The organism is Methylomonas sp. Uni0009, assembly GCF_054188105.3.
The window spans coordinates 81,363-104,387 of record NZ_JBTAFN010000002.1; the positions used below are offsets into that span (position 1 = coordinate 81,363).

Below are 23,025 nucleotides of genomic sequence, written 5' to 3' on the forward strand. Positions count from 1 at the left end.
ATGACCTACGCAACGATACAGCCACCGTTTACACTTAAATTTCGGGAAATGTCTAAAAAGGAGTTACGGGACTATTTCGCATGGTTTCAGAACATTCTTCCGGAAAGACTTGACGAGCTAAGGAACGCAGTTCAGCAGACACAGGGTTTTGAATCATGGCAAGCCGATTTCACGGCAGCATCTCTTGATCCGTTGGGAAACTGGTTAGCAGCGCAAGTTGAGTCGCGCCCACGCACAGATGATGAAATTCAAGAGATTAAAGCTCACTCATCCTTTCCTATTGAAGTTCCTGAAGAGGAATTGTCTAACCAAACTTTTTCTCTTGCAATAGATGTGGGCATGTATTTAAGCATGGTCTTTTTGACTAATTACCCATCGCTTCGATGGGATCAAAGATTTGGTAATAAAAAAGATGCCGATTACGGTCAACCGGTTCTTGTTGGGTTTGGTTCTGTACCGTTTAATCCTGTATGGATGCTGGTAACGCTCGCCTATGGTGTCTTAAGTAAAAGAAAAACCGGCAAGAGTCTGCGCGACCTTTATGAGATTTGGGTCAAGATGATTCCAACTTAATGTAATGTGACCGTCTCGCACGATTATTGGGGGTACGTTATCGCACTGTTAGATCAAACTCGAAGCGTGCGGTGAGGTACGTACCGCACGCTTCAAAGTCGAAAACGTATCGCAAGGCGCTTTAACTATGGCACGTGAGCATTGAAAAAAGTCCAACCGAAAAAATTCCCCGAGTGGGTAACCTTCATGCTATTCGTAGCCTGCTACGCGCTGCTCGACTACGCTTACTTCAAGATTCCGGTCGACCTGTTTGCCAATGTCATCTACTTCCACGGTGTGGTGGCGGTTTGCGCCGATCTGGTCAATTGGCTAGCACCGTTGGAACAGGTTTGGCCTAAGCAAAACCATCTGCTTTCCGCCAAGGCCGACTTGGAAATCGTGCGCGGCTGCGACGGCGCCGGGGCGTTGTTTTTGGTGATGTCCGCCGTTTTGGCGTTTCCGTCCGGATTAAAACGGAAGGCGCTGGGTTTGCTGTTGGGCATCGGCTTGATCTATGGCATCAATCTGTTGCGCATTTGCGTACTGTATTTCGTCATCGCTTACCAACCCGGTTGGTTTCAGTTGATTCATACCTATGTGGCGCCGACATTGATGGTGGTGTTGGGCTGTTTCTATTTTGCCTGGTGGGCGTTTGGTTCGACACGTCAAAGCCATGAGCCGGCGTGAGCTGTTTGTTCTGACCTTGAAAGGTTTGCTGGCCTGGCTGGTGTTGTCCGGTTTGGTTGTGTTTTTTGGGGACAGCTTGATAACAGGCCTGTTCCCATTGCTGAAGGCCGTCATGATCTCGATGGCGCCGGACTTATCCCCCGGATTAAAGCTGGTGGAATCTGCACAATCCCAATTGGATGCCTCGATTGAGTTGTCGGCCTGGGTACTGCGGCCTGTTTATCTGAACGCCAGTCATTTCATTCCACCGCAGACTGTATTGAAGTCGTCTGCCCATTTGCTGCATAGCTTCGTGCCAATGGTCATCGAAGGTTCGATTCTGCTAATTTGGCCGGTGCAAGGCTGGCGGCAACGGTTATGGTTGCTCGGATTGGGTTTATTGGCAGCAGTTCTGGTGATCATGGCGACTTTACCGGCACAGCTATTAGGCAAATTGGAAATATCGTTTCAAGACATTGCCGAATCGGGCATCAATCCCCGCCAGGTACCCTGGTTCGTGGACTGGATGGTGTTTTGCGAGCTGGGCGGACGCTGGTTACTCGGGATCGTAGCGGCTTGGTTGTGCATTCAATTGCAGCGGGGGCTGTCGCGAGTTTGAGTTTTTTCGTCATAGGACTTTTAACCGCTAGACAGTAACTTTACGCCATCCGGCCGCAGTTCGCCTTTGGGCGAAACATGCCGATACAAGGTTTGCCGGGTAATGTTCAGTTCCTGACAAAGATTTCCCACCGTTGTTTCCGGCTGCCCCATCGCCGCCATGGCCAACCGCAGTTTGGCGGGTGTCATCTTAAAGGGTCTGCCTCCTTTCCTGCCGCGCGCACGAGCTGATGCTAATCCGGCTACGGTTCGCTCTGAAATCAACTCACGCTCAAATTCAGACAGCGCGGCAAAAATACCGAAGACCAGTTTGCCGGCGGCGGTTGTCGTATCAATAGCAGCGCCGTGACCTGTTAAAACCTTGAGACCAACACCTCTACTGGTCAGATCATGTACCGTGTTGATCAAATGGCGGAGATCGCGTCCCAATCGATCCAGCTTCCAGACCAATAGCGTATCGCCTTCTCGTAAGGCTTTTAGACAGGCGGCCAGGCCGGGACGGTCTTCCCGTTTCCCCGAGGCATAATCTTCATAAAGGTGCTTTGAATCGACGCCAGCCAGCATTAACGCATCGCGCTGCAAATCGCATGCCTGAGAACCATCCGCTTTTGAAACCCGCATATAGCCAATTAGCATTTTTCACCTGTCACTTATACGGTCGATTATGTGACAGCATGGGAGAATATGATTTGTTTATCAAAAACTGTCACTTAACCCGTCATTTATAGTATGACACACAAAAGGTATTAAATTAAGTTATAGTGACAAAAACAAACCCGAATTTTCATGCCGACGAAAATTAGTGCTGTGAACGTCTGACAATGACTTCAGCGATCAAAGAAGGCTTATCAAAAACCCTCGTTCTCGGCGGATCATGCGGCCAGGGTCAAGCGCCGTGCCATATCCAACTCGATACGACCATAGGGATTCACATGATGGTAGATCAGCGGCGAGATCGCACGCCAGTCATCTACTGTCATGCGATCACGCCAAGCAGGTTCCGCCAGCACTTCCTGAATGAACAGGGTATTCACGTACACCAGGCAAACTTGCAACAAGTGAAGAGACAGAACCCCTAATTCCTGATCTTCTATGCGGTTGGTTGCGAACTCGCCCCGCTCGCCATAGAAGATGAAGTCATTGGCGCTATTCCAGTTCTCCACCACGTTCAAGCCCTCGTGAATTTCCCGCCTCAGCGATTCATCGTGCAAGTAACGGCACAGGAAAATCGTCTTGATCGCCTTACCCAGCTCTGCCAGCGCCTTGTAAGTGGGGTGTATGACATTGGCACGGGTGAAGCGGCTCAGGATGGCTTCCGGTTCTGCTGTCCCCAAACGTAGCGCCGTTGTATATTTGATAACTTCGTCGTACTGCTGCCGTATCAGATTCCAATCGATAGCGCGGGTCAAGATCGGTTCCAAATTTGCGTACTGTGCCGCGTCTGCCGTTGCCGGCAGATACAATTTCTGCTTGGCGATGGCCTTGAGTCTAGGCAACAAGTCGAAGCCCAGAATATAGCTGAAGGCGAAAGCCACCTCGCTCTGGCCGTGGCTATCGACATACTGGCGTTCAATCTCCATATTCGTGCAATGCCGCAGTACGCCCTCGATCATCGCCGCCACTTCGGACGAGGAACAGCGCCGAAGCTTGGAATAGATGCACGTCGAGTTAGTATCCACATGCCAATAAATCATGACGCCGCGCCCACCATAACGCGCGTGCCATTCAGTCATCAAATTCTGATCGTAGGCGCCAAACTGCCTGGAATCGGAAGCGCAGGCAGTCGTCGCGTCGCCCCAAATGGCCGGATTGCGAATCCTGAAAATGCCGTTGACAACTTCGCTGATGGATGAGCGCAGTGCGTCTTTCTGCAAAAATCGGCGTTTGACATAGCGTAGCTCCTCAAAGCTGACGCTTGGCTGTTGACTGGCGATGCGCTTTAGGCCGACATTGGTGCCAATGCCGAATAGACAAAGCAGCAGGCGGCGTTGCAACAATGCCGGGTCGAGCGCTTCACGACTGGCGTTGGTGCGAAACGCTGTCGTAAAATTGAGCCGCAAGTCAACCTCTTTGATAATGTCAATCAGCTCGACATCTGACCAGCGCCGCCCAATCTCGCGTTTTAGCGCCGCCATATTTTGTGGCTCTGGCTGCCGATCTAATGGTGTCAGGTGGATAAGGTTTTTGCCTTGCTTACGCAGGCGAACCTTAGAATTGCTTGGAAGCCCGGTATTCAGTCTGGTCAACCATTCCCGCATGGCGGACTGTATTTGTGCAATGAATGCTTCCGCATCCTTGGGAGCCTTCAGCTGCTCGTAATAGCTATCACGCTTGGCCGCGAAGTCGGCGGGTAAATCGTACTCCGGGTTGCGATAGCGATCCGCGCCGGCAACCCAGATTTCTTTGGTGCGCAAGCGCTTACGCAGAGCTTTCAGTACGCAGATTTCATAGTTGATGCGATTAACCCGGTCTTTGCCTTCCTTGTCTGGCTCCACCACGATATCGCGCCATTTCTTTTCTACAATGCCTTCCAGCGGAACTTCATCGGCATTGTAGTATTGCCGCTGGCTGTCGCGATTGGCCTTCAGTATATCCAGGGCGTCGATGACGGGACGGTGTACGGTGTTATTGGATTGAAAGCATAGCGTTTCCAGTACCGGTATCAGCATCCGCCGGTAGTGGTGACCATAGGATGAGCGCATGGTTTCCTGCACTTCCCGCTCGAAGTCGAACCCCATGGTCTTAAACTCCTCAACCAATTCCTGCAATATCTTCTGTCCTACCACGGGATAGACAACCTCCTTGACAAGCCCTTCCGGCTGATCCACGGTGGCTTCGGCCAGCTTGAATAGAAGCCGTGTTTTGCCTCGCACCTTTTTGAATGCAGCGAATTGGCGCTTATCGATTCTTTTTTCGGCCCGGGCACCCAAATTGTGAATGACCTGCAACAGCAGATCGATTAAGGCATCGATCAGTTGTTGCTGACGCCGCCAACAGAACATGGACACCATGCTATAGCGAATCGCGTCAGGGTGGCGCCGTAATTCTCGGATCGATTCCGCTCCGCAACGCTGCCGGAATTGATCAATAAACTTGACGGGAATATCCTGAAATACGGCAGGCGTCAGGCCGATATCGGCGATACACTTGAGCTTGGCGATGGCAGTTAGCAAGCTATCGAGGTTGGCTTTGCCGGGGTCGATCTTCAGGTCGCTAAAGGAGATGGTTGTCGATTCCTCGTTGAGCGATTCTTCGCAGTCAGGTTCCTCGCTGGCAAGCAACCGGTCAATGGCGGCTTTGTTGGCCGCGCTCAATCGCGCAAAAATGGTCTCCAGTTGCCGTGTTTCGTAACGATGGACTGCGGACCGAATGACGCGATCAAGATGATCGCCGGCGGGTGGTTCCAGATGGTGTGTGCGACACCAATCGAGCGCCACGTCGAGGCCGTGGCGGGCTTGCGGGTCTAACGGCAATACATCGTCGCATAGCCACTGCACAAGCTGTTGTAGATCAGTGCCGGTTGCGCGGCGGAAACCAAGAAAAATACGAATAGTGCGCCGATGCCGTTGTCCTTGGCGGCCGCCAAACTCATACAATGACAACGCATCCGTCGTTGTACCCAGTTGCGTGGCTAACCACTGCACAGCGTTCCGGTCTACCTCTTCCTGGCGTTCAGGAAATCGACCGTACATTTCCATAAACTTGAGCTGAACCGCGAAACCGAGCCGTCCTTTGTCGGTCATGCCTGGCAACAATGCGGATTCGTCGCTAGTGAGCGTCCACAAGTCCTGTGCATCCGGATCGTTCCATGAATATGCCACGGCAAGCCCTGCTACGATTTGAGTTGGGCATATTATATCTAAAATCTCAGGGTTAGCTTTTTATTGGTCCCGGCTTTTAGCGGTCAGTTTTTAATTAGCTAATGCTTATATGTCGTCAAATTGTAGACTCGCTCCCACTGGGCCTCGCTGTCGAGCGCAACCTTGCCGGCGGCGGCGGTGGGCAAAAAGAAGGTCATATAGACGTCGGACAAATCCACCGTGTTCAGTACCCGGCCACCGGCAGCCAGCACTTCGCCGGGTTCGGCGATGCGGTATTGCACGCGCACGTCGCGCGGCGCTTTCAGTTCGCTGTCGTCGATATCCGCCTGCAGGCGGACAACGGTAGCTTTGACCGCCTCGATTTGCGCTTGAGCTTGTACACGCTGTGATTTCGCCGCCTCGATACCGGCACGCGCCGCCATGACCTGAGCTTCCGCGGCGCTGATCATGGCCTGGATGCCCAGCACCCGCGCACGATTGTCATCAACTTCCTGTTTGGGCGTTGCCCCTTCCCCAACCAGTCGGCGTGATCGCGCCAGGCGGCTTTCGGCGGCATCGAGTTCGGCCCGGTGCTGGGCGACGACCGCCAATGCCGCCTGATATTCGCTCTCACGCTGGGCAATGATGGAGGTCGCGGTTTGCAAGGCGCTTTCTGCGTGACGCACCTGAGCCAGCGCTTCGACTTTCTGTGCCTCCAGTGTTTGCGTGTCCATGCGCACAAGCACCTTGCCAACCTGTACGAAGTCACCTTCCCGCGCCAGGACTTCGGCAATACGGCCGGGAATCTTGGTGGCAATATCGATCTCGGTGGCTTCGATGCGGCCATTACCGCTGACAATGCTATCCGGTAAGCCGTTGGGGCGTAAGATCCACCACGCCACAGCCGACGCGATGGCAATGCCGAGGAGGGTGAATGTCAGTATCGATTTTATCTGTTTGTTCATCACTTCTCCTGGAACATTTGCAGCTACATCTGGGCGTTCGCGCCGCCACCCAGCGCTTTATACACGGCGATCAGATTCGTGGAAGTCTCGGCTTCGGAACGCGCCAGCTCGATTTCAACCGCATAAAGTGCGCGCTGGGCATCCAGCACGTCCAGAAATGTGGAAACACCTTCCTGATAACGCAATTGCGACAGACGTACCGATTCCTGGTGGTCTGCCACCGCACGCGTCAACGTCTGCCGGCGAACTTCCTCCTTGAGATAACGCGTCAAAGCGGTTTCCGTTTCCCGAAGGGCTTCGAGTACTGCCTTTTCCAAGGTCAGATAGGCCTCCTTTTGCTTGGCGTCGGCCAGGTCGATGCCGGCGCGGATGCGGCCGAAATTGAGCAAGGGTTGCAACAGGTTGGCGGCGGTGCCGTAGGAGAAGGCGGCCGATTTGAACAGGCTTTCGATATCCGTGTTACGCAGACCTACAAAAGCCGACAACGATATTTTCGGAAACAATTCCGCGATGGCCGCCCCTTGCATGGCCGTTGCCGCTGCGAGCTGGCGTTCAGCCACGCGAAGGTCCGGGCGGCGGCGTATCATTTCGGCGGGCGAAGCCAGAATCTCCCGTCCCGGCGCTGCCGGCACGGCTTCAGTGGAATTCAATTCGGCATCCAGCGTACCGGGTTGACGTCCCACCAGGACTTCCAGTTGCCGCAATGCGGCGACCAGCCTTGCTTCCAGCGCCGGAATCTGGGCGTCCGTGGTCTCGGTCTGGGCCCGCGCCCGCACCACATCGTGCCGGGTTCCTACGCCTTCGGCGTTGAGTCTTTCGGTCAGTTCCAGCGTTTGCTGCTGCGACTTCAGATTCGAGCGCGTAATCCGAAGTTGATTTTGAAGACTGCGGTAGTCAACATAACTGCGCGCCAACTCGGCCGTCAGCGTCACCAGGGACTGGTGATACTGTTCGCCAGCGCCCTCCAGATCGGCAGTGGCGGCCTCCAGTCTGCGTTGCACACGACCAAACAAATCGACTTCCCAGAGGGCGTCGAAACCCAGTTCGAACATATTGTATTTGATACCGGGCGCCAAGCCGGGGAAGGGGTTGTCTTGGCGCTGCGCTCCCGTCGTCAAGTTAACGGTCGGAAACAATTCCGCACGGGTGCCGCGACGTTCGGCGCGTGCCTGATCGATACGGGTCATGGCTATCTTGACATCAAGGTTTCCCGCCAACGCTTGGTCCATGAGATGGTTCAGGTGCGCATCGCCGAAACTTTTCCACCAGTTTTTCAAGGCCTCCGGACTGGCCGGTTTCAAGCCCGCTTCCGGTACTTGTCCTGCCTGCCAATGCTTCGGAACCGCAGGCTCGACTTTGCGGTAATCGGGCCCCATCGTGCATCCGGCCAAACCGCCCAACAGTAATAACCAGCCGGTTTTATGCATCATGACCATGACCTTTGAGGAATAAAGAAACCGCAGCGTCGATCAGACGTTGTTTTGCCGCATCCTCTAGGCCGGATTGCAAACCCAGCAGGCAGCGGAAATGTTGATCGCCTTTCAACATATCCAAAAATAACCGGCTCGATGTTTCTACGTCGGCGATATGCAAGGCGCCACGTGCATGCAGTTCGGCGAGGTAAGACGACAATTGCCGCAACACCGGTTCCGGGCCGGAACGGTAAACCAGTTCGCCCAATTCCGGAAAATGTTTCTGCTCGGCGATGATCAGCCGGTAAAGTTGCAAGGCTTCCTCGGCATAAATCAGCTCGACGAAAGCGCCGGCAATGGCTTTCAAGCCGGCAACCGGGTCGAGGAGTTCGGTCTTGACGCTGGAAAGGGTGTTCAATACCGCCTCGCACTGACTCTCGATCACTGCGGCGAATAACTCCTGTTTGCCTTTAAAATGGTTGTAAAGAGTCGGTTTCGACACCGGCGCGGCTTCGGCGATGGCTTCCATGCTGGTGCCGCTGTAACCGTGGGCAATAAAAACGCGCTTAGCCGCATTGAGAATAGCCTGTCGTTTGGGGTTGTTAGGATTGTTCATCTTAAGGATTGAATAATTTCGTTGCATCAAAGCGGGGTCAGTGATTATACTAAACTACACCGTTTAGTTAGGCAATAAAAATTTATGTCACTCCCTCTCTCCAAAAAAACCCTATTAATCTCTTTTCTGCTCATGGTCGCAATCGCGGCTGGCATCGTCTATTGGCTCAAGGCGATCCATCCTTTCGAGACTACCGACAACGCCTATCTGAAGGCGCACATCAGCTTGATTAGCTCCAAGGAGACCGGGTATGTCAAGGAGGTGTTGTTCGTGGATAACCAGAAGGTGAAGCCAGGCGACCTGCTGGTGGTGATCGATGATCATGACTTTAAGGCCCGTGTCGCCGAGGCTGAAGCCCAGGTGCTGATGGAAACAGCGCACATCCAGACCCTGGAAGCCAACAAACTCACCCAAAACGCCAAAATACGCGAGGAGGCGGCGAATATCGCTGCCGCCAATGCCGATCTGAATCGCGCCGGCAAGGATTTGAAGCGTTACGGCAATCTCGCCCAGGAGGGGGCTATTTCCGCGCAATCTCATGATAGCGCCCAGTCTACTTACACCCAGGCATCCGCCCATCGGGATAAATTCAGTTCGGCCGTGCAGGGAGCGAAAAGTGAATTGGCTACTCTGGATGCGCAAATCGAGGAAACCCGCGCCCGTGTCAAAGCCGCCGAGGCCGCGCTGGAGCTGGCCCGCATCGACCTGGGGAATACCCGTATCGTAGCGCCAATAGCTGGCGTCATCGGCAATCGCAGCGTGCAGGTCGGGCAATTGGTCAAACCCGGCAGTGCGCTCGGCTTTCTGATTCCGGACGATGGCCTGTTCGTGGAAGCGAACTTCAAGGAAACCCAGATCGCCCGGATGCAGCCGGGGCAAGCGGTGGGGATTTACGTTGATGCTTACCCCGGTGAGGTCTTCGAAGGGTCAGTGGACAGTTTCGCACCTGCGTCCGGTTCGGAATTCAGTCTGTTGCCGTCGGAAAACGCCACCGGCAACTTCACCAAAATTGTACGCCGTGTCCCGGTGAAGATTTCGTTCCGCCCCGGTACCGACTTAACTCGTCTGAGACCGGGACTGTCCACCGAGGTTAAGGTTCGAGTAAAGTAGCGCAACATGATCAAGACCACAGAGACTATAGCCGCCGAAGACGTGCCGGAGAGTCATGGCGGTGCGGCTGAAAAACCGCTCACCCCGCAACAATGGTTCGGTTTTTTCGGCATGGTGTTCGGCATTTTCATGGCGATTCTGGACATCCAGATCGTCGCCAGTTCGATGCAACAGATCCAGGCAGGATTGGCGGCTACAAAAGACGAGATTGCCTGGGTGCAAACCGCCTACCTGATCGCCGAAGTGGTGATTATCCCCCTATCCGGCTGGCTGAGCCGGGCGCTGTCGACCCGTTACCTGTTCGTGCTGTCTTGCGGCGGCTTTACGCTGATGAGCCTGTTTGTTGCCTTATCCTGGAATCTGCCCTCGATGATCGTTTTTCGCGCCCTCCAAGGCTTGTTTGGCGGCGCTATGATTCCCACCGTGTTTGCGGTGATCTACACGATGTTTCCGCCCCGTCTTCAACCGTCCATGTTCATCGTCGTCGGCCTGGTGGTGACCATCGCACCCACGGCGGGACCGGTGCTGGGCGGCTATCTTACCGAAGCATTTTCTTGGAAAGCGCTGTTTCTGATCAATCTGTTACCAGGATTTTTGGTCTGTCTGAGCACTTGGCTGTTCGTGCGGGTGGATGAACCGGACTGGAAATTGCTCGAAAAAATCGATTTTCTCGGCATCGTCTACATCATCGTCTTTCTCGGCAGTATGCAATTTGTGCTGGAAGAAGGGGTGCGGAAGGAATGGTTTGATAGCCGCGAGATCGTGTTTTTTAGCGTGGTTGCCGCCATCGCCGGCATCGCCATGTTCTATCGCGAACTGACCATCGAACACCCTATTGTCGATCTCTGGGCATTCCGCAATCTCAACTTCGCCGTGGGCTGTGTGTTCAGCTTCATCCTCGGCATCGGTATGTACACCACCGTTTATTTGATGCCGGTGTATCTGGCCAGCGTCAAAGGTCTTAATAGCCTGCAGATTGGCCAATATGTGATGGTCACAGGACTGTTTCAGCTGCTGTCGGCCTTCGTCGCTGGCCCCCTCGCCAAAGTATTGGATTCACGGCTGATGATGGCGATGGGCTTGTCTCTCTATGGGCTGGGTGCCTGGATGAACGGCGATCTCACTAATGAGTCAGGCTACTGGGAGTTTTTTTGGCCGCAGGCCTTGCGTGGCTTTGCCCTGATGTTTGCCTTTCTGCCCATCAATTCGCTGGCCTTGGGCACTTTGCCGCCGGAAGAAGTCAAAAATGCCAGCGGACTTTACAATCTGATGCGCAACCTGGGTGGTGCCATCGGCCTTGCCGTCTCTAACACGCTAATGATTCAATTGAACAAGGAGCATTATGCCGTGTTGCGTGAATCGGTGGCGCCGGGGTCTCCACAAGCGCAATCGCTACTGGCGGGCTTGCAGGAACGCATGGCCGGCTTGTCGTTATCGGACAGCGAACTGGCCGCACTCAAGCAGCTTTACGGCCTGGTGATGCGAGAAGCCGAGGTGATTACCCTCAATACGCTGTTTCATATCCTCAGCCTGGTTTTTTTCCTGGCCTTATTGCTGATGCCATTGGTCAGAAAAGTATCGGCGGATGCCGGTGGCGCGGCGGGCGGCCATTGACCGAATGAAGCTTCTTGTTAATTTCCTGCGGAGTAACCTATGGATCAATAGATTTACAGCGCTCAACCTGCCGTCTCGCCTGCATCACCTGCGGTGGTGAGCACGACTGATACCTACTACCCATTTTTCTAGCCTGAGGAGACCACACTATGAAACTTTATTACAGCCCCGGCGCTTGTTCGTTATCGCCCCACATCGTTCTCGAAGAGGGTGGATTCCACTATGAAACCGAGCAGGTCGACCTAGCCAGCGGTAAAACAGAAACCGGCGTCGATTACCGCACGATCAATCCCAATGGTTACGTACCCGCCCTGCTGCTCGATGACGGTCAAGTGTTGACCGAAGGTCCGGCCATTATCCAGTATCTCGCGGACCATGTGCCGGAAACAGAGCTGGTGCCGCCGCTTGGCAGTATCGAGCGTTACCGCCTGATGGAATGGCTCAACTTCATCTCTACCGAGCTGCACAAGAGCTTCGGCGCGCTGTTCAATCCACAGGCGCCGGAAGCCTGGAAAGACCTCGTCAAGGCGCAACTGGCCCGGCGTTTCGATCATGTCAGTACCCGGCTCGATGGCAAACGCTGGCTAATGGGCGACAATTTTACTGTGGCTGATGCCTATCTTTTCACCGTACTGGGCTGGGGCAATTACGTCGGTGTCGATCTTGCCCCATGGCCAGTGCTGGTCGCCTATCAGGGCCGCGTCGCCGCACGTCCTGCGGTGCAGGCGGCGCTCAAGGCCGAAGGACTGATTGAATAACTATTATCACACCCTGCTGGCGGGGGCCGTCGGCAAGGGCAAGATAACCAACGCCAGCGCGCGCAAAACCACTGATTAAATAGGAGTACACCCCATGACCAAATCAAAATCTACTGCCGCCTCTAAAAAGACGGCTCAAGCCGTTGCCGAGCAACCGAATCGTCCGCTCGTAACACCAGAGGAGCGCTATCGAATGATCGCTGAAGCCGCCTATTACCGCGCCGAAAAGCACGGCTTTGCTGGCGGCGACATGGCGGAAGACTGGCGCGAAGCAGAAGCGGAAATCGACTGCCTGTTGCAACAAACGAATCAGGGGAACAGCATTTTGCCCAATCATGAAATCCCACAACAGGTTCAGACCGCACTCGAAAGCGAGCCAACCGTCATCGCCGATAAGGTGCCGGGGAGATAATGCTCCAGGCACTACTGGGCGACGAATTGGACAAAGAACCCCTAAAGCGGGTCATTTAAGCCGTGGTAGCAGGCACTCGCATCGGCCGCAGCGGCGGCGAAACTAGCGCATCAGGAAGCATCGGGACGCAGCGATGAACCTACGTCATTTTATCTGGAACACACCGTTGTTATCAGATAAAAAAAGAATCGAGTGCCTGCCCTTCTTTTGGTTAATGCGCATTAAAGTACTGGTTTTGTCTCCCGACTGGCGCACTATCAAAATCCGTTTGCCACATAGCTGGATTGCAACTAATGTCGGGGGTAGTTTATTTGGCGGATTCCAAGCCTGTCTGGCTGATCCTATTGCAGCAATGGCATGTCAGAAATTATTCCCCGACCATAGGGTTTTGACAAGTTCGTTACAGCTGGATTTTAGAGCGCAAGGTCTAAGTGATTTAGAACTCATTTTTCATATGTCTCCGGAAATAGAGCGGCAAATACGCACTGACTTAGCTAAAAAAGGCAGAAGCACACCGACATTTGAATACGGTTATTATCAGGAAGATGGTTCTTTGTGCACGCTTATTAAGGCAAAAGTAGCTATCCGTCCTATTGCCGACCGCTAAAAAGGTAGACGTGATGATTCCTTCGTAAAGGCGTAATAGAGCCCCCTAGGCCACATCAGCGCTTTTAAATTTATTTGGGGGTTTTTGCGGTTTCCGACGGTAGCGGAATGAACGATCTTTGTGCCGAATATCCCGGACTGTATCGATTCGCAAAGTTGCTGGCGCTAATCGCGATTGGTATTCAGTCGGCAGAGATTGAGGTGCAGCGCTAATTTTTGTCGCCTTGTTCAATTAGCCTAACCTAATATGTCGTCAAATTGTAGCTGCGCTCCCACTGGGCCAACTGGCGGGTCTACTCCATTTAAGGGCCATTGTCAGTTTTAGCATGACTCAGAACGAATTTTGGCGTGACAAAATTTTCGGCGGTTCCGGCTTACAACCCCTTTTATGGTAAGAGTTTAAGAGTTGTAATGGCAATCAATGCACTAAGTGGGCAAGACCATGTGTTAGAGCCTAGTGCGGCCAAACATATATTGATATGTTTGGCCGCAAAGGGGCAATCGGCCTTGCTGTAGCGTACATTTACTTTAGAAAAATACATACTCTTAGATCAACAATTGAGTCATCGTGATCTTCCACAGAATAATTTTCCGCTTGCATAATTTGTTTATCATCATAAGATAGTAATTAATTACTATCCTTTTGAGAGCAACCGTGAATACCCATGTAAAACATCTTCCTGCGGATGAACGACGGGCCGTAACAGTCGAGGCGGTGGTTGAATTGGCGGGTTCGCAAAACCCCAGCGAAATCACAACTGCGGCTATCGCCAAGCATATGAACCTGACCCAGGGCGCGTTGTTTCGTCATTTTCCGACCAAGGACGCCATTTGGCAGGCAGTCATGGAGTGGGTGGCGGAACGCCTTCTGGCCCGGATTGATTGCGCCGCACAAGGTATTGAATCGCCTCTAGCCGCGATGCAGGCGATATTCATGAGCCACGTCGAGTTCGTGGCCGAGCATCCAGGGGTTCCCCGAATGATGTTTGGAGAATTGCAACGTGCCGAGCAGACCGCGCCCAAGCGTATAGTGCAAGCTTTGATCCGGCGTTATGGAGAACGCCTGCACCGGCTGATCGAGGCGGGCAAGGCTTGCGGCGAGCTGTCCGCCACACTCGATACCGAAGCGGCGGCCACCCTGTTCATCGGCACGATCCAAGGCCTGGTCATGCAATCGCTGCTGGCCGGCAATGTGGAGCGTATCCGCCACGATGCACCACGCGTCTTTGCCATTTATCAGCGTGGCATCCGGAGTGCGCAATGAATCGCATGCCTCTACAAAAACGCACCTTGGCGCTTATGGCAGTTATTGTGCCGTTGCTTGTGCTTTTCGTCTACGTCGCCTTACGATCCGGCCCGCTAGCACCGGTAACCGTGACGGTCGCGGAAGTAAAGTCAAAGTCAATTGCCCCTGCGCTATTCGGTATCGGCACGGTGGAGGCGCGCTATACCTACAAAATTGGTCCCACGGTTGCCGGTCGCGTGCAACGTCTGGAGGTGCATGTGGGCGATCGGGTGAAGGGCGGTCAAGTGTTAGGCGAGATGGATCAGGTCGATCTCGATGATCGCGTCCACTCGCAGGAATCGGCATTCAAGCGTGCCGAAGCGGCTTTGCGCGAAGCGAAGGCTCGGCAAGCGTATGCGAAGGCCCAGTTGCATCGATATGAACAATTGTTTGCAGTACGCTCGACCAGCGAAGAAATAGTCGACACCAAGCGACAGGAATTGCAGATAGCGGATGCTGTACTTACGGTTGCCCATGAAGACGTCGCTCGTGCCCGATCTGACCGGGAGGCATTGATTACGCAGCGGGGCAACCTGCGTCTGATCGCGCCGGCTGATGGCTTGGTCAGCTCCCGAGATGCTGATCCCGGCACAACTGTCGTTGCTGGTCAAGCTGTGGTGGAAGTGATCGATCCCGAAAGTTTATGGTTGAACGTGCGCTTCGACCAGATCAGTGCCGCCGGACTTGCCGCCGGACTATCAGCCCGCATTGTGTTGCGCTCCCGCAGTGGCCATGTGCTGGCCGGCCGTTTACTGCGGGTGGAACCCAAAGCTGATGCCGTAACTGAAGAAATGCTTGCCAAGGCGAGTTTCGATTTGCCTCCCGATCCATTGCCGCCGCTGGGTGAACTGGCCGAAGTCACAGTCGACTTGCCTGCCCTACCAGTTGCCCCGGTGATTCCCAATGCCGCCATCCATCGTGAGAATGGGCAAGTGGGAGTCTGGCAAGCTATGGACGGCGACCTGCACTTTACCCCCGTTAAATTAGGTGTTGCTGATCTTGATGGCCAAGTGCAAATACGCGATGGACTCAAGAACGGCGATCGGGTAGTGGTATACAGCGAAAAGGCGCTGACCACTCGCAGCCGAATTCATGTGGTTGAACACATTCCCGGTGCCGCACGATGATCAGCTTGGCGGGCCGCGATATTCTCCATTCCTGGGGTAAATTCGTGTTCACCGGCGTCGGATTAGGCTTATTGATCGGCGTGACGCTGAGTATGGCCGGCATCTATCGGGGCATGGTCGACGATGCACAGGTGATGCTGGACAATACAGGCGCGGATCTGTGGGTAGTGCAACAGGGCACTCAGGGGCCTTATGCCGAATCGTCCAGTCTGTACGACGATCTGTATCGCAGTCTGCTGAATATGCCGGAGGTAGAATACGCAGCCAATGTCACCTATCTGATTATGCAGGTAGGCCACGGCGAGCAGGATGTTAGCGCCATGGTAGTTGGCGTCACGGCCGGCAAGCCGGGTACGCCGGGACAGCCCCGGTATCTCGTCACTGGACGACATATCACCCGTAGTCACTATGAAGCCATTGCCGATATTTCCAGCGGATTTCAGCTCGGTGAGCGCATCCGAATCCGCCGCAATTTTTACACGGTCGTCGGATTATCCAAACGCACGGTGTCTTATAACGGTGATCCGATGGTGTTCATTCCGCTCAAAGACGCACAAGAAGCGCAATTTCTGAAAGACAACGATGCTCTGGTTCAGCAGCGCCGCCGCAATGCCGAGAACCCGGACTTCAATCGCCCAGGCATTCCCGATCTGCTCGCTGTGGTGAACGCATCGCAAAGTACCAACACCTATGTTAATGCGGTACTTGTTAAGCTCAAACCCGGCACACTCCCTGAGGATGCAGCCGAAACGATTCGCCGCTGGACGCGCCTGCAGGTTTATACCCGTGCCCAGATGGAATCGATTCTGATGGACAAAGTAATCGATAAATCAGCCAGGCAAATCGCCTTGTTTTTGGTGATTCTGAGCATCGTCAGCGCGGCCATTGTTGCTTTCATCATCTATACCTTGACCTTGGGAAAAATCCGGGAAATCGCGGTGCTTAAACTGATCGGCACCAGGAACCGCACCATTGCCGGCATGATCATGCAGCAGTCGCTTGCGCTTGGCACTATAGGTTTTGTGGTGGGGAAAATCACCGCTACCTTTTGGGTGCCGATTTTCCCCAAGTATGTGCTGTTGGAGCCACTTGATTCCGTCGCCGGTTTTTTCGCTGTGCTGGCAATCTGCGCATTGGCCAGCCTTGTTGCTATCCGTATGGCGCTCAAGGTCGATCCGGCCGACGCCATAGGAGGCTAAGGTGAGCGGCAAAGGCATTCACATTGAAGGTTTAAAGAAACGCTACGGCGAGGGCGATACCGCTGTTCATGCCTTGAGGGGCGTGGACATGCAGGTTGCTCCGGGTGAAGTGGTAGGACTCATCGGACCATCAGGTTCCGGTAAGAGCACCCTGCTCAAGTGTCTGGGGGCGGTGATCGATCCGACTGCCGGTCGCATGGTTCTGGGTGATGAGGTGATCTTTGACAACGATTGGAAAGTACGTGACCTGCGAGCCTTGCGGCGCGACAAGATCGGCTTCGTATTCCAGGCACCCTACCTGATTCCTTTTCTCGATGTGACCGACAACGTTGCACTGCTGCCGATGTTGGCAGGGATTCCCAATAGTAAAGCGCGTGCGAAAGCACTGGAGCTTCTCACCGCACTGGATGTACAACACCGCGCCCGTGCCATGCCGTCGCAGCTTTCCGGCGGCGAACAGCAGCGCGTTGCAATCGCGCGGGGGCTGGTCAATCGCCCGCCTGTGATTCTTGCCGACGAGCCCACCGCGCCGCTCGACAGTGAACGGGCCATGGCCGTTATCCGTATCCTCAACGACATGGCACGCCAGTTCGAGACCGCCATCATCGTTGTCACCCACGATGAAAAAATTATTCCCACCTTCAAACGCATCTACCATATCCGCGATGGCGTGGCCCATGAGGAAGTCGGCGAAGGACGAGGATTTGAGTGAGAAAACAATTAAATTCAAGGTGCTTTATGACATACCAAAACTTCCCGAAAAATCTATTGACTGTCATTGCAGCCAGCGTATTTATAGCCGGCATCTACTCGCATGCTTGGGCTGATGGAGATACCGAAGTTAAGCCGTTAGAACTAAAAAGGATCATGCAAGAACTCGGTAGGAGTATGCAGGCCATCACAGACGCTATTTCTCGTGAAGATTGGGCTTTGGTCGCCAAAATTGCGCCACAGATCGCCGAGCATCCAGAGCCGCCCGTTATCGAGAAGATGCGTATCCTGACGTTCATTGGCACCAATATGGGCACATTCGAAAGTCATGACGAAATAACGCATCAAGCTGCGCGGGCGCTGGAACAAGTTGCCGCTCGGAACGATGGACAAGGCGTGATCACAGCCTTTGCGAATCTGCAAAGCAGTTGCCTGGCTTGCCATCAGAGTTTTCGTCAATCGTTCGTGGAACATTTTTATGGGCAATGTTGAAGGAATACACCGTCACGGCATTGATCGATCGAAGACCGATCACATGACGGTTCGGACCTATACAGCCATCATTTTTGCCGGATTGCTGGCAGGTTGTACCGTAGGGCCCGATTTCAAACCACCGGCCGCCCCCGATATGCCAGCCTACACCGCAACCCCTTTGTCAACTCAAACGGCATCCGCAGCCACGGCTTTTGGGGGGGCACAACACTTTAGGATCGGCTCAAATGTGAGTGCACAGTGGTGGCGTGATCTGGGATCTTCCAAACTCGACGCGCTGATAGAACAGGCTTTTCAGGCCAGTCCAACGCTGGCTTCTGCAAGAGCCACGTTACGTCAGGCGCAGGAAATCCGTGCGGCGCAGGAGGGGGCGATGATGTATCCTCAAGTCGATGCCGGTTTCAGTGCTCAACGACAACGCTTTAATCCCATCGTATTGGGGCAAGATGACCAGGCGCGGGAATTCAGTTTGTTTAACGCCGGTGTTAACGTAAATTATCAACTCGACCTTGCCGGCGGTAACCGCCGCGCATTGGAAGCCTTAGTCGCTCAAACCGAGTATCGTCGTCACGAAGTGGAAGGTGCGCAGCTGACCTTGGCGGGCAACATCGTTACCGCCGCGATCACCCAAGCCAGGCTTGCGGCACAAATACAGACTACGGAGGCCATTCTTCGCGCGCAAGATGAACAATTGCACATTACCCAAGAACGCGTGCGTCTTGGCCAGGGCGCACCGGATGAGGTATTGGCACTGCAAACCCAAGTGGAACAGACTCGCGCCGGACTTCCTCTGTTGCGCAAACAGAGCCAGCAGAATGAACATTTGCTGGCCGCACTCACCGGCCGTGCCCCGGGAGATGGGCGATTACCCACTTTCACTCTGGAAGAATTCACCCTACCGTCCGATTTACCCTTAATCGTACCTTCCGAGTTGGTGCGCCGCCGCCCCGACATCCTGGGCGCAGAAGCGCTGTTACACGCGGCCAACGCGGAATACGGCAGCGCAATCGCCAAGCTGTATCCGCAACTTAATCTCAGCGCCGATCTCGCTACGCAGACCTTGGTTGCAGGCGCATTGTTCGGCCCCGGTTCGGCAATATGGAATGTCCTTGGACAACTTACCCAGCCGCTCTTTAATCCCGCACTGCCCGCCGAAAAGCGCGCGGCATTGGCCGCGTTCGATGCCGCGGCAGCCAATTACCAAAGCGTGGTGCTCGAATCCCTGCGCAATGTGGCCGATGTCCTGCGCGCACTGGAGAACGATGCCCAGGCATTGGCAGCATTGGCCGGCGCCGATGCTGCGGCACAGGGCTCTTTGCAATCCGTGCAGAGGCAATATGCACTGGGTGCAGCCAGCTACGTTCAGCAACTGATCGCACAACAAGCGGCGCAACAGACCAGAATTAACTTGATCGCGGCTCAGGCGCAGCGCCTTGTCGATAGTGCGGCTCTGTACCAAGCTATGGGTGGCGGTGTCAGTTAAGACTATACCCTAACCTGATGTCAGGCTGTGCGTTACTTTGGCGTCAGGATAGAGTATGTTTTTTCAAATATTGACACATGCCGCCAAAGGCTATAGATTTTATCCTGACACTTTTGGTTATTTGAGGGCTGTTCATTTGCAAGGGCATCGGATTGGTTACATCAGAGTCAGCTCGTTCGACCAAAATCCGGAACGGCAACTGGAACAGGTCGAGGTCAGTAAGGTGTTTACCGATAAGGCTTCCGGCAAAGACACCGAACGCCCCGCCTTGGACGAGCTACTTGCGTTTGTTCGAGAAGGCGATACGGTCGTCGTGCATAGCATGGACCGCTTGGCGAGAAATCTGGATGACTTACGGCGCTTGGTGCAACAGTTAACCAAACGCGGCGTGCGCATCGAGTTCGTCAAGGAATGCTTGACTTTCACTGGCGAAGATTCGCCGATGGCCAATTTATTGCTTTCTGTCATGGGGGCGTTTGCCGAGTTCGAACGGGCGCTGATCCGCGAACGGCAGCGCGAAGGCATTGCGCTGGCCAAACAGCGCGGCGCTTACCGGGGGCGCAAGAAAGCACTATCGACTGAGCAGGTAGCAGAGTTACAAAGCCGGGCCAGTGCCGGCGAGCAGAAAGCCAAGTTGGCCCGCGAGTATGGCATTAGCCGCGAAACCCTATACCAATATTTGAAAACCACTGCGTAATCATGGCCAGGCGCTTGGTTTTGTCCGCTACGGAACGGGGTAGTTTGCTGGCCTTGCCTGATACTCAAGACGACCTGATCCGCCATTACACTTTCAATGAATCCGACTGGGCTCTGATTCGGCAGCGCCGGGGTGACGCCAATCGACTGGGCTTCGCGGTACAGCTCTGCCTGCTACGTTACCCTGGTCATGCGTTAGCTGCGAACGCGACGAAACGCGGCGCGAACATTTCCAGGAACTGCGCGGCTATCTTGGCTTATCGACCTTCGGTTTGTCCGATTTTCGGTTTCTGGTGAAAACGCTGGCCGATCTCGCCATGCAAACCGATAAGGGTGTGGTGTTAGCGGCCTATGCCTTGGAAGCGCTTCGCCAACGCAAGGTTATTCTACCGACGATTAATGTGGTCGAGCGAGCCTGTGCCGAAGCCATCACTCGCGCGAATCGCAGCCTCTACCGGACATTGGCCCAGCCGCTCACGGCGTTGCATCGACAACGGCTCGACGAACTGCTGAAAATCAAGCCGGATTCCAACACGACTTGGTTGATTTGGCTACGCCAGTCGCCTTTGAAGCCCAATTCCCGTTATATGCTGGAGCACATCGAGCGACTGAAAACCATTCAGGCCATTGCCTTGCCGGATGGCATTGGTCGGCACATTCACCAGAACCGGCTATTAAAAATCGCGCGTGAAGGTGGGCAAATGACGCCGCAGGACCTCGGCAAGTTTGAAAGCGAGCGCCGATACGCCACGCTCGTGGCTGTATCCTTGGAAAGCACGGCGACCATTGTCGACGAAATTATTGATTTGCACGACCGTATCCTGTTGAAGTTATTCAGTGCAGCCAAGCACAAGCATCAACATCAGTTCCAACAACAGGGCAAGGCGATCAACGACAAGGTACGATTACTTTCAAAAATCGGTCATGCCTTGTTGGACGCCAAGCAATCGGAGAGCGATCCTTACGTCGCAATCGAGTCCGTTATTTCCTGGGACGACTTCCAGCAAACCATCATCGAAGCGGATCAACTGGCCAAACCCGCCGCATTCGATCACTTACACTTGCTTGCTGAGCAATTCAGCACCCTCCGCCGCTATACGCCGGATTTTCTGGACGTGCTGACATTACGAGCGGCACCAGCGGCGCAAAATGTGTTGGATGCCATTGCGGTAATTCGCATTATGAACAGTACCGGCACACGCAAAGTGCCGATTGATGCGCCGACGGCTTTTATCAAACCGCGCTGGAAGTCGCTGGTACATGCCGAGCCAGGGCTTGACCGTCGCTTCTATGAAATCTGTGCGCTCACTGAACTGAAAAACGCACTCCGTTCCGGCGACATCTGGGTACAGGGTTCCAGGCAATTTCGCGACTTCGATGAATACCTGTTGCCTTCTGAGAAATTTCGGGCGCTCAAACAGGCAAAGGCATTGCCGGTTGCCGTTAATCCGGATTGCGAACAATATCTACATGATCGGTTGCAGTTGCTCGAACAACAACTGAGCACGGTAAACCGTTTAGCATTGGCCAATGAACTGCCCGATGCCATCATCACCGATTCAGGGCTGAAGATCACCCCATTGGATGCCGTCGTTCCTGAAGCGGCACAACAATTGATCAACCACGCAGGCATGTTGTTACCCCGCATCAAAATCACCGAATTATTGATGGACGTGGACGACTGGACCGGCTTTAGCCGGCATTTTGTGCATTTGAAGGATGGAGAGCCGACTAAAGACCGCACTTTGTTGCTATCGACCATCTTGGCCGACGCCATTAATCTGGGGCTCACCAAAATGGCCGAGTCTTGCCCCGGCACGACTTACGCCAAACTGTCGTGGCTGCAAGCCTGGCATATCCGGGACGAAACCTATTCCGCCGGATTAGCCGAGTTAGTGAATGCCCAGTTCAATCATGCGTTTGCCGAAAACTGGGGCGATGGCTCGACCTCGTCTTCTGACGGCCAGCGTTTCCGGGCGGGCGGTAAGGCCGAGAGCTCGGGCCATGTCAATCCGAAGTATGGCAGCGAGCCGGGCCGATTGTTCTATACCCACATTTCCGACCAGTACGCCCCTTTTCATACCAAAGTCGTGAATGTCGGTATCCGCGATTCGACCTATGTGCTCGATGGTTTGCTGTATCACGAATCGGATTTGCGGATCGAAGAACATTACACCGATACCGCCGGCTTTACCGACCATGTTTTTGCACTCATGCATCTGCTGGGCTTTCGCTTTGCGCCCCGTATTCGCGATTTGAAGGATACCAAGCTGTATGTACCGAAAAACGGCCAAGATTACCCAGCGTTGCAGAGCATGATCGGCGGTAATTTGAATATCAAAAGCATCCAAACGCATTGGGACGAGATACTACGGCTTGCGACGTCAATCAAACAAGGCACTGTCACCGCGTCGTTGATGCTACGGAAACTGGGCAGTTACCCACGGCAGAATGGACTGGCTGTGGCCTTGCGCGAACTGGGTCGTATCGAGCGCACCTTGTTCATTTTGGATTGGTTGCAAAACGTAGAACTGCGCCGACGTGTCCATGCGGGACTGAATAAGGGCGAGGCCCGCAATGCCTTAGCCAGAGCGGTATTCTTTAATCGCCTGGGCGAAATCCGCGACCGAAGCTTCGAACAACAGCGTTATCGTGCCAGTGGCCTTAATTTGGTAACGGCGGCCATTGTGTTATGGAACACCGTCTATCTGGAAAGGGCTGTCGAAAAACTGCGGGGATTGGACAAGCCTATTGATGATGCGCTACTGCAATACTTGTCGCCGTTGGGTTGGGAACACATCAGTCTGACGGGCGATTACATTTGGCGTCATAATAGAAAGATTGAAGAAGGGCAATTCAGACCGCTGCGAACTACTGAAAAGTCTTAGCGTACTATTTTTTCC

At 54.0% G+C, this 23,025-nt stretch carries 20 protein-coding genes and 1 pseudogene; 16 read left to right on the forward strand and 5 right to left on the reverse strand.

Annotated features, from left to right (window positions below):
* The 3 genes from ACWAU0_RS22430 (at position 1) to ACWAU0_RS22440 (ending at position 1,837) form a co-directional block, all read left to right on the forward strand.
* Positions 1-573: a hypothetical protein gene (locus ACWAU0_RS22430; RefSeq protein WP_319963204.1), complete on the forward strand. Its 573-nt coding sequence runs from the start codon at positions 1-3 to the stop codon at positions 571-573.
* A gap of 141 nt (positions 574-714) precedes the next feature.
* Positions 715-1,239 (forward strand): exosortase XrtM, encoded by a 525-nt coding sequence (gene xrtM, locus ACWAU0_RS22435; RefSeq protein ID WP_522069929.1) that lies wholly within the window; start codon positions 715-717, stop codon positions 1,237-1,239.
* The gene (locus ACWAU0_RS22440; RefSeq protein WP_319963202.1) at positions 1,226-1,837 is read left to right on the forward strand and encodes a hypothetical protein; all 612 of its coding nucleotides are present in this window, start codon (positions 1,226-1,228) and stop codon (positions 1,835-1,837) included. Before xrtM ends, ACWAU0_RS22440 begins: the two co-directional genes overlap by 14 nt.
* A gap of 20 nt (positions 1,838-1,857) precedes the next feature.
* Here the strand turns inward: ACWAU0_RS22440 and ACWAU0_RS22445 are convergent, their stop codons facing one another.
* The 5 genes from ACWAU0_RS22445 to ACWAU0_RS22465 all read right to left on the reverse strand — a co-directional run bounded on the left by ACWAU0_RS22445 (position 1,858) and on the right by ACWAU0_RS22465 (position 8,629).
* Complete coding sequence (locus ACWAU0_RS22445; RefSeq protein WP_319963201.1) at positions 1,858-2,472, reverse strand: recombinase family protein; 615 nt, start codon at positions 2,470-2,472, stop codon at positions 1,858-1,860.
* Between the two features lie 236 nt (positions 2,473-2,708).
* Complete coding sequence (locus ACWAU0_RS22450) at positions 2,709-5,675, reverse strand: Tn3 family transposase (RefSeq protein WP_425258005.1); 2,967 nt, start codon at positions 5,673-5,675, stop codon at positions 2,709-2,711.
* An 80-nt stretch (positions 5,676-5,755) separates the two neighbouring features.
* Positions 5,756-6,601: an HlyD family secretion protein gene (locus ACWAU0_RS22455; RefSeq protein WP_522069930.1), complete on the reverse strand. Its 846-nt coding sequence runs from the start codon at positions 6,599-6,601 to the stop codon at positions 5,756-5,758.
* A 23-nt stretch (positions 6,602-6,624) separates the two neighbouring features.
* Positions 6,625-8,031, reverse strand: a complete 1,407-nt coding sequence (locus ACWAU0_RS22460; RefSeq protein WP_171697925.1) for an efflux transporter outer membrane subunit — start codon at positions 8,029-8,031, stop codon at positions 6,625-6,627.
* A complete protein-coding gene (locus ACWAU0_RS22465) occupies positions 8,021-8,629 on the reverse strand; it encodes a TetR/AcrR family transcriptional regulator (protein ID WP_171697924.1) in 609 nt (202 codons plus the stop codon). The genes ACWAU0_RS22460 and ACWAU0_RS22465 overlap by 11 nt, the downstream gene beginning before the upstream one ends.
* 132 nt (positions 8,630-8,761) lie before the next feature.
* Between ACWAU0_RS22465 and ACWAU0_RS22470 the strand changes: the two genes are divergently transcribed.
* The 13 genes and pseudogenes from ACWAU0_RS22470 to ACWAU0_RS22530 all read left to right on the forward strand — a co-directional run bounded on the left by ACWAU0_RS22470 (position 8,762) and on the right by ACWAU0_RS22530 (position 23,010).
* The gene (locus ACWAU0_RS22470; RefSeq protein WP_458139253.1) at positions 8,762-9,739 is read left to right on the forward strand and encodes an HlyD family secretion protein; all 978 of its coding nucleotides are present in this window, start codon (positions 8,762-8,764) and stop codon (positions 9,737-9,739) included.
* Positions 9,740-9,745: 6 nt separating this feature from the next.
* On the forward strand, positions 9,746-11,353 hold the full coding sequence (locus ACWAU0_RS22475; protein ID WP_171697922.1) for a DHA2 family efflux MFS transporter permease subunit: 1,608 nt from the start codon (positions 9,746-9,748) through the stop codon (positions 11,351-11,353).
* A gap of 149 nt (positions 11,354-11,502) precedes the next feature.
* Positions 11,503-12,111 carry a glutathione transferase GstA gene (gene gstA, locus ACWAU0_RS22480; RefSeq protein ID WP_171697921.1) on the forward strand — a complete coding sequence of 203 codons (609 nt, stop codon included), beginning with the start codon at positions 11,503-11,505 and terminating at the stop codon, positions 12,109-12,111.
* 94 nt (positions 12,112-12,205) lie between these two features.
* Complete coding sequence (locus ACWAU0_RS22485; RefSeq protein ID WP_171697920.1) at positions 12,206-12,523, forward strand: DUF2934 domain-containing protein; 318 nt, start codon at positions 12,206-12,208, stop codon at positions 12,521-12,523.
* Between the two features lie 133 nt (positions 12,524-12,656).
* The gene (locus ACWAU0_RS22490; protein ID WP_171697919.1) at positions 12,657-13,130 is read left to right on the forward strand and encodes a PaaI family thioesterase; all 474 of its coding nucleotides are present in this window, start codon (positions 12,657-12,659) and stop codon (positions 13,128-13,130) included.
* A 654-nt stretch (positions 13,131-13,784) separates the two neighbouring features.
* Complete coding sequence (locus ACWAU0_RS22495; RefSeq protein ID WP_064006681.1) at positions 13,785-14,393, forward strand: TetR/AcrR family transcriptional regulator; 609 nt, start codon at positions 13,785-13,787, stop codon at positions 14,391-14,393.
* A complete protein-coding gene (locus ACWAU0_RS22500; RefSeq protein ID WP_458139254.1) occupies positions 14,390-15,541 on the forward strand; it encodes an efflux RND transporter periplasmic adaptor subunit in 1,152 nt (383 codons plus the stop codon). The genes ACWAU0_RS22495 and ACWAU0_RS22500 overlap by 4 nt, the downstream gene beginning before the upstream one ends.
* Positions 15,538-16,740 (forward strand): ABC transporter permease, encoded by a 1,203-nt coding sequence (locus ACWAU0_RS22505; protein WP_313729534.1) that lies wholly within the window; start codon positions 15,538-15,540, stop codon positions 16,738-16,740. Before ACWAU0_RS22500 ends, ACWAU0_RS22505 begins: the two co-directional genes overlap by 4 nt.
* 1 nt (position 16,741) lies before the next feature.
* Positions 16,742-17,452: an ABC transporter ATP-binding protein gene (locus ACWAU0_RS22510; protein ID WP_027149509.1), complete on the forward strand. Its 711-nt coding sequence runs from the start codon at positions 16,742-16,744 to the stop codon at positions 17,450-17,452.
* Between the two features lie 26 nt (positions 17,453-17,478).
* Complete coding sequence (locus tag ACWAU0_RS22515) at positions 17,479-17,943, forward strand: cytochrome c (RefSeq protein WP_458139306.1); 465 nt, start codon at positions 17,479-17,481, stop codon at positions 17,941-17,943.
* Between the two features lie 19 nt (positions 17,944-17,962).
* On the forward strand, positions 17,963-19,426 hold the full coding sequence (locus ACWAU0_RS22520) for an efflux transporter outer membrane subunit (RefSeq protein ID WP_458139307.1): 1,464 nt from the start codon (positions 17,963-17,965) through the stop codon (positions 19,424-19,426).
* A 136-nt stretch (positions 19,427-19,562) separates the two neighbouring features.
* Positions 19,563-20,123, forward strand: coding sequence for a recombinase family protein (locus ACWAU0_RS22525; protein WP_458139308.1), 561 nt, complete (start codon positions 19,563-19,565; stop codon positions 20,121-20,123).
* Positions 20,124-20,125: 2 nt separating this feature from the next.
* Positions 20,126-23,010, forward strand: a pseudogene (locus ACWAU0_RS22530) (Tn3 family transposase).
* Positions 23,011-23,025: the final 15 nt, after the last annotated feature.